Source organism: Ferrimonas sp. (assembly GCF_048263965.1).
In the GTDB taxonomy this organism is placed as follows: domain Bacteria; phylum Pseudomonadota; class Gammaproteobacteria; order Enterobacterales; family Shewanellaceae; genus Ferrimonas.
In genome coordinates this window covers 86749-99699 of record NZ_JBLXDO010000010.1, presented here as the reverse complement: position 1 = coordinate 99699, position 12951 = coordinate 86749, and the positions used below count along the sequence as shown (strand labels likewise).

9 protein-coding genes are annotated in these 12951 nt (G+C 58.6%); 5 read left to right on the top strand and 4 right to left on the bottom strand.

What is annotated here, in order from left to right:
* Nucleotides 1-77 precede the first annotated feature (77 nt).
* Together ACN0RV_RS10995 and ACN0RV_RS10990 are read right to left on the bottom strand one after the other, a co-directional pair.
* On the bottom strand, nt 78-2114 hold the full coding sequence (locus ACN0RV_RS10995; protein WP_417347646.1) for a hypothetical protein: 2037 nt from the start codon (nt 2112-2114) through the stop codon (nt 78-80).
* Nucleotides 2115-2428: 314 nt separating this feature from the next.
* Nucleotides 2429-3013: a helix-turn-helix transcriptional regulator gene (locus ACN0RV_RS10990; RefSeq protein WP_417347645.1), complete on the bottom strand. Its 585-nt coding sequence runs from the start codon at nt 3011-3013 to the stop codon at nt 2429-2431.
* Between the two features lie 408 nt (nt 3014-3421).
* On the opposite strand from ACN0RV_RS10990, the gene ACN0RV_RS10985 reads away from it, so the two are divergent.
* The 5 genes from ACN0RV_RS10985 (at nt 3422) to ACN0RV_RS10965 (ending at nt 10142) form a co-directional block, all read left to right on the top strand.
* Nucleotides 3422-4162, top strand: coding sequence for a TetR/AcrR family transcriptional regulator (locus tag ACN0RV_RS10985; RefSeq protein WP_417347644.1), 741 nt, complete (start codon nt 3422-3424; stop codon nt 4160-4162).
* A gap of 282 nt (nt 4163-4444) precedes the next feature.
* Nucleotides 4445-5653 carry an acetyl-CoA C-acetyltransferase gene (locus ACN0RV_RS10980; protein ID WP_417347643.1) on the top strand — a complete coding sequence of 403 codons (1209 nt, stop codon included), beginning with the start codon at nt 4445-4447 and terminating at the stop codon, nt 5651-5653.
* An 11-nt stretch (nt 5654-5664) separates the two neighbouring features.
* On the top strand, nt 5665-7797 hold the full coding sequence (locus ACN0RV_RS10975; protein WP_417347642.1) for a 3-hydroxyacyl-CoA dehydrogenase NAD-binding domain-containing protein: 2133 nt from the start codon (nt 5665-5667) through the stop codon (nt 7795-7797).
* A gap of 27 nt (nt 7798-7824) precedes the next feature.
* Nucleotides 7825-8973: an acyl-CoA dehydrogenase family protein gene (locus ACN0RV_RS10970; RefSeq protein WP_417347641.1), complete on the top strand. Its 1149-nt coding sequence runs from the start codon at nt 7825-7827 to the stop codon at nt 8971-8973.
* Entirely contained in the window at nt 8970-10142 is a 1173-nt protein-coding gene (locus tag ACN0RV_RS10965; protein WP_417347640.1) for a CaiB/BaiF CoA transferase family protein, read from the top strand. The genes ACN0RV_RS10970 and ACN0RV_RS10965 overlap by 4 nt, the downstream gene beginning before the upstream one ends.
* Nucleotides 10143-10202: 60 nt before the next feature.
* Here ACN0RV_RS10965 and ACN0RV_RS10960 read toward each other — a convergent pair whose 3' ends face one another.
* Together ACN0RV_RS10960 and flhA are read right to left on the bottom strand one after the other, a co-directional pair.
* Complete coding sequence (locus tag ACN0RV_RS10960; protein WP_417347639.1) at nt 10203-10736, bottom strand: NUDIX hydrolase; 534 nt, start codon at nt 10734-10736, stop codon at nt 10203-10205.
* Between the two features lie 124 nt (nt 10737-10860).
* Complete coding sequence (gene flhA, locus ACN0RV_RS10955) at nt 10861-12945, bottom strand: flagellar biosynthesis protein FlhA (protein WP_417347638.1); 2085 nt, start codon at nt 12943-12945, stop codon at nt 10861-10863.
* Between the last annotated feature and the right edge of the window lie 6 nt (nt 12946-12951).

Below are 12951 nucleotides of genomic sequence, written 5' to 3'. Positions count from 1 at the left end.
AAAAGCCAGTTGTCATTGACAACTGGCTTAATTAACAGCCGTTAACCGATCTTCATTCGGCTCACAGGTAGTGCGATTTACTGCTTATCTTGGTGGCAGGTACCACAGGAGAATGGGTCTGGGAATTTCTTGGTGAAGTCATAATCATTGTTTGAAGACACCCAGCGATCGCCATAGCCTTTTTCGTCTCCTTCCAGGACTTCACTATGGTTGTCGGAGAATCCATACATATTGTTGTCATCTCCTGCTTTGCGACGCGTGGTAACTGTATTAATCCAGTTATCTTCATGTTTCAGCAGCTTGCGAGTGCTGGCTGGTCCATGATTCTTGGGTAACTTGTCTTCTGAGTGGCACCAGAAACAGCGGGCTTCCCGTCCATGGGCTTTGGGAGCACCATTATTGCCATGGCAAGTGGAACAGTAGTAGGGCTGGATTTCATCGAATCCGTCCGCTGCATTCACTGGCCAAGAGTAGCCACCATGCCCCAGAGGTGCTGCTTCTTCGTTATGGCATACGGTGCAGTCAGCCACTTTCCAGCCAAAGTGGTTTTCGTTCAACAGGGGAGCTTTGCCATTCTGGTTTTCTTCCGTTGCTGGAGTCAGGGTGCGCAAAGTCACAATGTCAGAGTCTATGTAGTCTGCTTTAACCCCTTTGTCTACAAGCGCATTATGACGCCAGTTGTAATCCCACTGGATGATTTCGTTTTTTGAAACGCTATCGATCTTGGTTCCGAGGCTATGGAAACCGGCATTGTTTAGATCTTGTTTCGACAAGACTACGTTTTCGGCACCATAAGGCATCATCCACAGATCGTTGTTGATGTTTCCGAACCAGCCTCCGATGCCAAATGCACTCCAGAAATCTCGCACGCAATCGGTCATTGGCACTGGAGTGTTGATCGTATCGGAGCGACCTGTGACAGCATCAAAGTTACAGACCCCCGGCATGCGGTCTGAGAAAAAGATGTCTTTGCCGAACTCGTTCAGGACAGAAGTGGTGGTGACGAAGGAGCGCAGCCCTATGGTCTTACCCAGTTCAGGGGCACGGGATAAGGCGAAGGAGTTAACAATAGCGCCAGTCTCCAGAGTTGGCCACCAGGTGAGCCTGAAGTCGTGTCCCATATCAGCCAGGGTCAAAAATACGTCCATGTTAGTAATGACGCCCTCTTGGTACACGTCACTCCTAAGGTTGTGTGCCTTGACCTCAATGTTTGTCGCAATTGGGTTTTCTGGGTCGTCGCTCCAGCCAATCCTGTCTACAATGACTTTTCCATTGTTCGAGGCCAGGCGCTCTGCTTCACTCTTCCAGAGGTGTTTAAGGCGGGCCTTGAAGGATGAAGAGGCGTCAATGAAGCGAATGCGTTGTTCCTCTTTCACCAAGAACATATCCATTCTATTGAACGGAATCTCCCCGCTATGGTCTCTGTACAACCCGGCCTTGCCCATGCTTTGGGTGAATCTAAAGTGCCAGTTACTTGACTCCTCTCCTTCATCGCTAAAGCTGCCATTTCCGTTTCGATCGTAGGCTAAAGTGAACTCATGCGTATTGTAGTCAGAGTTTTCTGGAGTAATGATCTCTCCTACGAACTTCATGTCGTCACGAGTTGCGACCATATAGCGCAGCAGGTCAAAAACAGAGTAGCTTCCCTCCTTGAATATGTCTGGCCTCGCTGTTCCTGCGCCCAGACCGTCGGGATTCGTTGACAATACTCGATGAATATCTTCGGCTGCGACTCGAGATATGTCTGTCTGTTGATTAATGACACCGGCAAGGTTTGCATCGAGGGCATTGACAAATCCGTCGCCATTAACGTCTGTGTTACATGGATGGGTGACGTTATCTGGCAATGTCATGCAGAATTTGCTTGAGTCCATGGTGATCCCGCGGATCCACTTCCATACTTGCTCGTTCATGTAGTCAAAGGTCACATTGACATGGCCTGTTAATCCACTGGTATCGAGTGCCATTTTACCGCTTTCAACATATTGCCAAGCGGGGTTATCTGGAGTTGGGTCCGGCCCGGGGCCAGGTGTTGCGGTCGTAGAGCTGTCAGAGCCACAACCTGCAAGCATTAATGCGAGTAGGCCAGATAGTGCCTTTTTGTTTTTGATCATCGATCGATTCTCCATTTTTGACCAAGAGTCAACTTTTGGCTTTGCCATACGGATTGTAATTATCATGGCGATAATGAGATTGAATATGACCGAACCATCTGATTTTAGGTCATATTTGATCTCAGTTTTTTATAAAATGGTTTGGATTTGTCTTTTATGGAAATTATATTGTGTAAAATTAAATCTAAATCTGACTTGCATAAATGCCATAGTGTCTTTAACACTCTGGATTGCTTATAACCAGAATTTTGCCCTCTAGATTGAACCATAGAGCCAATATGCTAAATGACTTCGGTGGAAATTTGATCGAGGCGTTACACCCAGCCCAAATTTCTGGCCTCAAAAATCAAGTTTGGCTTGTTGATGGCGCCAATTTTCTGCTTGGCAACAGACAGGTGATAGTCGACACCTCGGCTGGTTAAGTGCAGCACATCGGCAATTTCGCCTGCGCTTAGGCCCAGGGCGGTCATTTTTACGACCTGAAGAGTTTTTAACTTCAGCTCTTCCGGAACTTGTCCACCATGATTGTTTTTTAGGATGGTGTTACTTGCCAGGCTTAATGCATCTTGAGTCGAAAAGCGTTCAAGCTTTTGACACTGGATCTTGTTCGAGACGACTATCAGATACCCTATCATCATGGATTGGTCAGACGAAAAGACAGAGTAAGACTTTACCGATAAGGTGTGTCCGCCTACGGTGATTTTCCCCGATCCTTTCAGGCAGTCTTTAAGCCCAATAGCAATGCCGGCACCGGCTTTTCTCAGCTTGTGGTCAGACACTGAGATGGCTGTTACTAGTGACTGATCTATCTCATTTAAGTGAATCTCAACCACCCGCGTCGGGTAGGAGAGATGCTCATTACCTGCACTGAAAAATACCCAGCCTAATTCTGATTGCATAACCATCCTCCGATAGCGGCATTTGATGGCTGTCATTGTAGGAAAAACCTAAATCCGATTTCGGAGTGCCATTCGCAAGATTCACAGGGGTGATAACAGAGCCTTGGTGGTGTGATCGGCGTCACGCCTTGACTTGCTGAGGTGAATGCTTCATACGGAATCGGCGCCCTGGGCGTGATCTGTGTCATGCACTGTGTGTTATCACATCTGTCATCCCAGTTCGAAGTGGAGAGTTTCTCCATTTTTGGGGAGCGACAGGTGCTTGATCTGATTACAAGATTAATTATTTAAAATCAGGTGCATATGTGTGAGCTCTGTATTTTGAATCAAGAGGTGGATGGAGTTTTTGCCATTCAGGGCCAAATTAGCCGCAGCTGAGTTCAGTGTTATAGTGGAGCCATACGAGTGATGGAGCAACGCTCCTATCTGCACGAGAACGCAACACTGGACGTTAAAATGTTTAATAAAGCTCAGATAAGAAAGGTTAAAATTGCCAAAGCCGCCATGAGGTTGATCAGAGAGCAGGGCTATTTGCAGTTCTCGATGAATGAGCTTGCCAAAGAGGTGGAGGTAACCGCTGGCACTTTATATCGCACCTTTGCCTCTAAAGATGATTTGCTGGTTTATCTGTTCAGTTCGGTCATAGAAACTCTAGCCGAGTCAATGTATAAGTTTGGCAGGATGGATCTGTCAACAAAGGAAAAAATTGTCTGTTGTCACTGCTACCAGTTTTACTTGAGACAGTTCTACCCAGACAGCGCGTCACTGGATCTTATAGGTACCAATAAGGCGATATTCAATCAGGCCCGGCCGGAAACCAGAGAAAAGTTCAAGCGCATTTTTGATATGTCCACGATAAGATTTAAGAAGCAGTTTTCGGACTTGGTCGATAGTGGTAAGGTCAAAGCGGATCAAGAGCTTCTATTTCAGGTGCTGAGGCAGATGACTTTAATCGGTCGTGGGGGGATGGTGATATCCAACCATGTGTTTATTCCTCAGGACACATTTAAGATTGAAGACCTGATCAGTCTGTGTTGCCATACGCTGGATCAATTGGATTGGCAAGGAGATGAGGGTAGGGCGGATAAAAGACTTATTTTGCTGGCATTGCGCTCTGAAGTTGAGCAATCAGTGTCAGAACTTTGGTAATGGTAACTAGAATCCTTAGTCACCGCCTATATCTTTAGGCAACGTTACACGGTCATTCTACTTCAATGTGCTGTTCATGCCCTTTTGAACTTATCCTTACTGGATAATATTGCGTCGGTTACAAGCGCCTGAGCCTGAGTTCGGGGGCGTTTTTATGTCCGGGCATCGCCATTGGAGCATGGTGATGAGCAGTAAGGTCACTGCCTTTGACAAGAAAGGTCATTATCAAATTCCGCCACCTTGCCTAGAGTGATAACAGGCTCACTTCAGCAAGGACGATTGATGACTCAGCACGCCTACCTCTTTGATGCCATCCGCACCCCCAGGGGGCGGGGCAAGGCAACCGGGGCCCTCCACGAGGCCAAACCCATCTCTCTGATTACCTCACTGCTTGCCAGTCTGCAGCAGCGTAACGGCTTCGACACCAGCGCGGTGGACGACGTGGTCCTCGGCTGCGTGTCTGCCGTGGGGGATCAGGGGGCGGACATCGCCAAGACCGCCACCCTGGCTGCGGGCTGGGACGATGATGTGGCCGGAGTGACCCTCAACCGATTCTGCGCCTCCGGGTTGGAGGCGGTCAACATGGCGGCGATGAAGGTGCGCTCCGGCTGGGAGCAACTGGTGGTGGCCGGCGGGGTGGAGTCCATGTCCCGGGTGCCCATGGGCTCCGACGGCGGTGCCTGGGCCAATGACCCTGCCACCAACCTGGCCACCGGCTTCATGCCCCAGGGCATCGGTGCAGATCTGATTGCGACTCTGGATGGCTATTCCAGGCAGCAGCTGGACAGCTTTGCCCAGCGTTCTCACCACAATGCGGCGGCCGCCTGGTCGCGGGGCGCCTTTGCCAACAGCGTGCTGCCGGTGACCGACCAAAACGGATTGACCCTGCTGGATCACGACGAGCTGGTGCGGCCGGACTGCACCCTGGAGAACCTGGGGGGGCTCAAGCCCTCCTTCCAGGCGCTGGGGGAGATGGGCTTCGATGAGGTGGCCCGTGCCAAGTATCCCCAGGTGGAGCGCATCGAGCACCTGCACACCCCGGGCAATGCCTCGGGCATCGTCGATGGCGCCGCCCTGGTGCTGGTGGGCAGCGAAGCCGCCGGTCAGCAGTTCAATATGACGCCCCGGGCCAGGGTGATTGCCACCGCCGTGGTGGGCACCGATGCCACCATCATGCTCACCGGGCCGGCTCCGGCGGCCCGCAAGGCGCTGGCCCTGGCCGGGCTGAGCGCAGACGACATTGACCTCTATGAGGTCAATGAAGCCTTTGCCTCGGTGGTGCTGCGCTTTATCAAGGAGATGGATGTGCCCCTGGATAAGGTGAACGTCAATGGCGGCGCCATCGCCATGGGCCACCCCCTGGGGGCCACCGGCGCCATGATTTTGGGGACCCTGCTCGATGAGTTGGAGGCCAGGGATCTGAAGCGGGGCATGGCGACCCTGTGCGTGGGCGGTGGCATGGGCATCGCCACCATCATCGAGCGAGTCTGAGGGAGCAGAACATGAGCAGCATACGTATCGAACTGGAGAGCGATGGCATCCTCCATCTGGTGCTGGACAGGTCCGGCGCCTCCGCCAACCTGATGGACCGGGCCTTTGCCGAGGACCTGGCTGAGACCGTGTCAGCCATCCAGGAGATGGACTACAAAGGCATTATCTTGCGCTCTGCCAAGAGCACCTTTTTTGCCGGAGGCGATCTGGGTCAGATTGCCCAAGTGACCCGGGAGAGCGCAGGGCCATTTTATGACATGGTGGAGTCAATCAAGGCCAGTCTGCGGGCCCTGGAGACCGGTGGCAAACCTGTGGTGGCCTGCATCGGCGGCGCCGCCCTCGGCGGTGGCTGGGAACTGGCCCTGGCCTGTCATCATCGTATCGCCCTGAACAGTAAGGGGGTGAGAATCGGGCTGCCCGAGGTCACCCTGGGGCTGCTCCCCGGGGGAGGCGGCGTGGCCCGCACCGTGCGCATGTTCGGATTGCAGCAGGCGTTGCCCCTGTTGACCGAGGGGCGGCAGTTCTCCCCGGCCGAGGCGTTGGAAGCCGGCCTGGTACACCAATTGGCAGACTCGGAGCAGGGCATGTTGCAGGCGGCCAGGGAGTATATCCAGGCCCATCCCCAGGTGGCTCAGCCCTGGGATGAGAAGGGCTATCGCCTGCCCGGTGGCAGCCCCAGCTCTCCCAAGGTGGCGCAAATGCTGGCGGTGGCTCCGGCCATGCTGCGTAAGAAGACCAAGGGGGTACTGCCGGCACCGGAGGCGATTCTCTGCGCCATGGTGGAGGGGGCCCAGGTGGACTTTGACACCGCCTGTCGCATCGAGTCCCGCTACTTCGTTGAGCTGGTGTGCAGCCAACAGGTGAAGAACCTGATCAACACCTTCTGGTTTGAACTTAACGCCATCAAAGCTGGCGCCGGGCGCCCTGAGGATGTCTCCCCGTCTAAAGTGACCCGGGTTGGGGTGCTGGGTGCCGGAATGATGGGCGCTGGCATCGCCTACGCTGCCGCGTCCAGGGGCATCGAGGTGGTGCTCAAGGATGTCAGCCTGGCTCAGGCACATAAGGGCAAGGCCTACAGCGAAGCCCTGATGGCGAAGCGGGTCCAGCGGGGACGCAGCAGTGAGGCTCAGGCCCAACAACTGCTTGAGCGCATAGTGCCGACGGAATCGGTGGCGGAACTGGCCGGGTGCGAGCTGGTGATAGAGGCGGTGTTCGAGAACCGCGACCTCAAGGCTAAGGTGACCCGGGAGGCGGAAGCGGTGCTGGCAGACACTGCCATGATGGCGTCCAACACCTCCACCCTGCCCATTACCGGCCTGGCCCAGGCCTCCAGGCAACCGCAGAACTTCATTGGTCTGCACTTCTTCTCACCGGTGGACAAGATGCCCCTGGTGGAGATCATCTGTGGCCAACAGACCTCGCCCGAGTCCCTGGCCCGGGCCTATGACTTCGTGCTGCAACTGGGCAAGACCCCGATCGTGGTCAACGACAGCCGCGGTTTCTTCACCTCCCGGGTGTTCGGCACCTTCACCAACGAGGGGATTGCCATGCTGGCGGAGGGGGTGGCCCCCGCCGCCATCGAGAATGCAGCCTGGCTGGCGGGGTTCCCCGTGGGGCCCCTGGCGGTCTCCGACGAGGTCAGCCTGACGTTGATGGAGAAAATTCGCAACCAGACGGTGGCGGACCTGGCTGAGGAGGGGAGCGCCGCATCGCCCAAGGAGGCGGACCCGGTGATTGATCGCATGCTGGAGCTGGAGCGTGCTGGCAAGGCCGCCGGTCGAGGCTTCTACGACTACCCCAAAGGGGAGAAGAAGCGGCTGTGGAACGGCCTGGCCGGGTACTTCCCTCAGGCCGAGGTTCAGCCGGACGTGCAGGAGCTCAAGGAGCGGCTGCTGTTCATCATGGCGGTGGAGACGGTGCGCTGCATGGAGGAGGGGGTGCTCAACCATCGCCGGGATGCGGACGTGGGCTCCATCTTCGGCATCGGCTTCCCCGCCTGGAGCGGCGGCGCCATTCAGTTTATCGACCACCTGGGCCCCAAGGCCTTTGTGGCCCGGGCGGACCAACTGGCCGAGAACTACGGCGAGCGTTTCCGGGTGCCCGACGGCCTCAGAGCGCGGGCTGCTAAAGGCCAGGGCTATTGATTCCAATCGATTCTCAAGGAGGAAATCATGTTTCCAAGAACTCTGTTTGACAGCGATCATCAACTGTTTCGCGACAGCGTCCGCCGTTTCCTGGAGGCGGAGGTGGTGCCCTTCCACGCCCAGTGGGAGAAGGAGGGCTGCGTCGACCGGGGCCTGTGGCTAAAAGCGGGGGAACAGGGCTTCCTCTGCCCGACTCTGCCGGAGGCCTATGGTGGGGTGGAGGTGGACTTTCGCTACAACGTCATCATCAACGAGGAGATCGCCCGGGTTGGGGCGTCCGGCCTGGGCTGGGGGCTGCATTCGGACATCGCCGTGCCCTACATCCTCCATTACGGCAGCGAGGCCCAGAAGCAGCGGCTGTTGCCGGGCTGCATCGGCGGAGAGCTGGTGACCGCCATCGCCATGACCGAACCCGGCACCGGCTCGGATCTGCAGGGGATCAAGACCAAGGCACAGCGGGACGGAGACGGTTGGCTGCTCAGCGGCGCCAAGACCTTCATCACCAATGGCCAGCACGCCAACCTGGTGATCGTGGTGGCCCGCACCGACCCGGAGGCGGGCTCCCGTGGCTTCAGCCTGTTCCTGGTGGAGGAGGGGATGGCCGGATTCAGCCGCGGCACCAACCTGGAGAAGATCGGTATGAAGGCCCAGGACACCTCTGAGCTGTTCTTCGACAATGTGCGCCTGCCCGCCGATGCCCTGCTGGGGGAGGAGGGGGCCGGTTTCGCCTACCTGATGCGGGAGCTGCCCCAGGAGCGGTTGTCGGTGGCCAGCAACGCGGTGGCCAATGCGGAGTCCATTCTGGAGCAGACCCTGGCCTATGTGGCGGAGCGCCGTGCCTTCGGCAAGCCCATCGCCGCCTTGCAGAACACCCAGTTCAAGTTGGCGGAGTGCCGCACCAAGGTGGATGCGGCCCGGGTGTTCACCGACCGCTGCATCGAACTGCACCTGGAGGGCAAACTGGATGCGGCCATGGCTGCCGAGGTGAAGCTGCTCACCACTGAGCTTCAGGGTGAGGTGCTGGATGAGTGTCTCCAGCTGCACGGCGGCTATGGCTACATGTGGGAGTACCCGGTGGCCCGGGCCTGGGCTGATGCCAGGGTGCAGCGCATCTACGCCGGCACCAGTGAGGTGATGAAGCTGATCATCGCCCGCAAGATGCTGGAGCAGCAATGAGCCCCGAAGCCAGTGGCCCCCTGACCGGCCTCAAGGTGCTGGATTTTTCCACCCTGTTGCCGGGGCCCTTCGCCAGTCAGCTGCTGGCGGACATGGGGGCTCAGGTGACTCGCATCGAGTCTCCCTCCAGGCCGGATCTGCTCAGGCAGCTGAGCCCCAGGGTGGGCGGGGAGTCGGCGGCGCACCTGACCATCAACCGCAACAAGCGCAGCCTGGCGTTGGATCTCAAGGCGCCACAGGCGATAGAGGTGGTTCGCCGCCTGGTGGCGGAGCACGACATCCTGCTGGAGCAGTTTCGCCCCGGAGTGATGGCTCGGCTGGGGCTGGATTACCCCAGCCTGAGGGAGTGTAACCCGAGGCTTATCTACTGCTCCCTGACCGGCTATGGCCAGAGCGGTCCCCTGGCCCACAGGGCGGGGCACGACATCAACTACCTGGCACTGTCCGGGTTGGCCAGCTACAGCGGCCGCACTGAGCCTGTGCTCAGCGGCACCCAGGTGGCGGATCTGGCCGGGGGTTCCCAGCAGGCGGTGATCGCCATTCTGGCGGCGCTGTTTGAACGCCAAAGCAGTGGTCTGGGCCGGCATCTGGATGTCGCCATGGCCGAGGGGGCTCTGGCGCTGAACGCCATGGCTTCGGCGGCGGTGGGTTGTGGAGCCCCGGCGCCCCAGCCGGGCACCGAGGTGCTCAACGGCGGCAGCCTCTATGACTACTATGCCACTGCCGATGGCCGTTACCTGGCGGTAGGGGCCCTGGAGCCTCAGTTTGCCCTGGCGTTTTTCCAGGCCATCGACCGGCCCAACTGGGCGGCGCATGCCCTGGCGCCCCCGGGGCAGCAGTCTGAGCTCAAGGGGGAGATCGCCGCAGTGATCGCCGAGCAGTCCTTGGATGTCTGGCGCCAGAGGTTTGCCGCGCTGGATTGCTGCGTCGAGCCGGTGCTGAACCTGGATGAGGCGATGGCCCACCCACAGTTCGTGGCGCGGGGCATGGTGCGTCAGCTGACCCATCAGGGCCAGTCTATAACTCAGCTGGCCTGCCCCCTGAATCGACAGGGGCCAATGCGGCCCGGGGCGGCTCTGGGGCAGCACAGCGAAACGGTGCTCAAAGAGCTGGGCTATGGGGAGGCGGAGATTGCCGACTTGAAAGCCAGTGGGGCAGTCGCCGGATAAGCCGAATCGGCCTAAATGGAGTCGTTAAAAAAGGCGCCACCGGCGCCTTTTTTCTGGGTGTTAAGCCACCCGCTCCTGGCGGTCATCCAGGCGCGCCGCCAGGTACTCCAGCAGCCAGGTTTCCCGCTGGATGGACATGCCCGCCTTGGGGCTGGCGGCCATGGTCTTATGGTTGTGGGCGATGGCGTCGTGGATGTTGACCCACAGCGGACGCATGCCGTTCTGCTGCTCGTAGTGCTCCAGCTGGGTCTCGCCCAACTGACGATCGGCGCTGCACAGGTAGCAGTAGGAGAGCATTCTCTGGTTGTCGGCGTCATCCTTGTACCAGGGGCGCAGCTCCTCGAACAGACCCAGCTCTTCGATAATGGTCAGATTGGCGGCCCCGGTCTCTTCGGCCACTTCACGCAGCAGCGCCTGCTCCAGGCTTTCCCCCTTATCGACGCCGCCACCCGGGAGGCTGTAATCCTCATAACGCTCGGTATAGAGCAGCAGGATCTGATCGCCGTCGAGGATGGCCGCTCGCACCGCCTTGCGCAGGGTTTCGCTGCCCTGGGGGATGGCGTCTGGGTGGGTGGTGCTGTTCAGGGGCTGCATCTGGGTCTCCGGCAATCAAAGCGCGCCATTGTACGCGCTGGATGGCTGGCTGAAAAGAGGCCCCGTAGTCTGAGATTCTGCGGGGCCGGGAAAGCCGTTCCGTGGCAGGGAGAACAGGATGGATTTATGCGGTGAGCTGGGCGGCGATCTGCAGCTCCCGGGTTTCCGGTACCTCGTTGTAGGAGAGCACATTCAGGCCCCGGGCGAAGGCCAGGGCATAACGGCCCAGCAGCGGCCTGAGCTGAGGGGCCACCAGCAGCATGGCGGGGTGACCCTGTTGGCGGGCGGCAGCCAGGTGCTCGGGCATTGCCTGCTGCAGCCGCGCCAACAACTGGGGATCGACCGGGAAGGAGTCCAGCGCCACCTGACCGCCCTGCTGGGCCTGGTTGAGCGAGGTCAGCAATTGCTGCTCCAGCTCCGGCGCCAGGGTGATGACGCTGAGCTTGCCGCTCTCGCCGGCAATCTGATGCACCAGATTGTGTTTCAGGGCACAGCGCACATCGGCGGCCAGCAGCACAGGGTCCTTGGTGGCGTCACTGGACTCCAGCAGGGTGGTGGCCACGGTGCGAATGTCCTTGAGGGAGACCTGCTCCCTGAGCAGCAACCTGAAGGTTTTCAGCTGCTGCACCGGAGTCAGGGCGGTGGAAAGCGATTCCGACAGCTTGGGCGCCACCATGGCCAGCCGCTCGCCGATGGCGTTGATGTCATCGTGTTGCAGCATCTCCGGCAGGGCTTCCCGCAGCAGCTTACTGACGTGGGTCGCGATGATGGTGGCGTGGTCCACCACCGAGTAGCCCAGGTTCAAGGCTTTGGCCTTGTCATTGCTGTCGATCCAGATGGCGTCCATCTGGTAGGCCGGGTCCTTGGTGATGATCCCCTCGATGTTGCCATACACCTGACCACTCTGAATAGCCAGCAGCCGCTCCGGCTGCAGTTCTGCCTTAGCCAGCGGGGTGCCGAGGATGGAGATCTGGTAGCCATTGGGGGGCAGGGAGAGGTTGTCCCTGACCCGCACCTCCGGCAGCAGGAAGCCTGCCTGTTCGGAGAGGGTGCGACGGATGCCGGTGAGCCGTTTGATCAGCTCCGCCCCCTGACTGCGGTCCACCAGGTGCACCAGGCGGTAACCCACCCCCAGTTCGATGATGTCGGTGTGGGGCAGGGCATCCCAGCTGGGCTGGGTGGGTTCGCTGACCAGTTCTTCCGCCTTCTCCTGCACCTCTTCCAGGGGCGCCTCCGGGGCCAGCTGAGACTGACGGAATGCGACGAACCCCAGGACGGTGGCAAAGGAGAGGAACACCAGGGCGGGCATGCCGGGGACCAGTCCCAGGATCGCCATGACGCCGGCGGCGGTGCCCAGCACCTTGGGGTTGGCCAGCAGCTGGCGGGAGAGCTGTTTGGGCATCTCCTCCGCGTCGGACACCCGGGTGACAATGATGGCGGCGGCGGTGGCCAGCAGCAGTGACGGGATCTGGGCCACCAGGCCGTCACCTATGGTAAGCAGTGCGTAGGTCTTGAAGGCGTCGGCGGCGCCAAGATCGTACATGAAGATGCCGATGCAGATACCGCCGATGATGTTGATGGCCAGGATCAGTATGCCGGCGATGGCATCACCGCGGACAAACTTGGAGGCGCCGTCCATGGCTCCGTAGAAGTCCGCTTCCCGGGCCACCTCCTGGCGTCGGGTTCTGGCCTGCTCCTGAGTCAGGGTGCCGGCATTGAGATCCGCGTCGATGGCCATCTGTTTGCCAGGCAGGGCGTCCAGGGTGAAGCGGGCGGACACCTCGGAGATACGCTCGCCGCCCTTGGTGATCACCACGAAGTTGATGATCATCAGGATCAGGAACACCACGGCACCGACGACGTAGTTGCCGCCAATCACCACCTCACCGAAGGCCTGAATCACCTTACCGGCGGCGTCGCCGCCCTGGTGGCCCTCAATCAGTACCACCCGTGTGGAGGCGACGTTCAGGGTCAGCCTCATCAGGGTCGCCAGCAGCAGCAGGGTCGGGAAGACGGAGAACTCCAGCGGGCGGCGGATGGAGACCGACACCAGCAGCACCAGAATGGCCAGGATGATGTTGAAGGTGAACAGGATGTCCAGCAGCCAAGGGGGCAGTGGCAGAATCACCATCGCCAGGATCGCCAGCAGCATCACCGGGATGCCCATAAAGCCTTTGTTGTTAGTCAGTGACTGTAGCAGCCGTGTCATCGGTTA

Coding starts and splice junctions, on each gene's coding strand:
- flhA (WP_417347638.1), bottom strand. CDS start 12,945: ATGACACGGCTGCTACAGTCACTGACTAACAACAAAGGCTTTATGGGC.
- ACN0RV_RS10990 (WP_417347645.1), bottom strand. CDS start 3,013: ATGCAATCAGAATTAGGCTGGGTATTTTTCAGTGCAGGTAATGAGCAT.
- ACN0RV_RS10960 (WP_417347639.1), bottom strand. CDS start 10,736: ATGCAGCCCCTGAACAGCACCACCCACCCAGACGCCATCCCCCAGGGC.
- ACN0RV_RS10975 (WP_417347642.1), top strand. CDS start 5,665: ATGAGCAGCATACGTATCGAACTGGAGAGCGATGGCATCCTCCATCTG.
- ACN0RV_RS10980 (WP_417347643.1), top strand. CDS start 4,445: ATGACTCAGCACGCCTACCTCTTTGATGCCATCCGCACCCCCAGGGGG.
- ACN0RV_RS10965 (WP_417347640.1), top strand. CDS start 8,970: ATGAGCCCCGAAGCCAGTGGCCCCCTGACCGGCCTCAAGGTGCTGGAT.
- ACN0RV_RS10995 (WP_417347646.1), bottom strand. CDS start 2,114: ATGATCAAAAACAAAAAGGCACTATCTGGCCTACTCGCATTAATGCTT.
- ACN0RV_RS10970 (WP_417347641.1), top strand. CDS start 7,825: ATGTTTCCAAGAACTCTGTTTGACAGCGATCATCAACTGTTTCGCGAC.
- ACN0RV_RS10985 (WP_417347644.1), top strand. CDS start 3,422: ATGGAGCAACGCTCCTATCTGCACGAGAACGCAACACTGGACGTTAAA.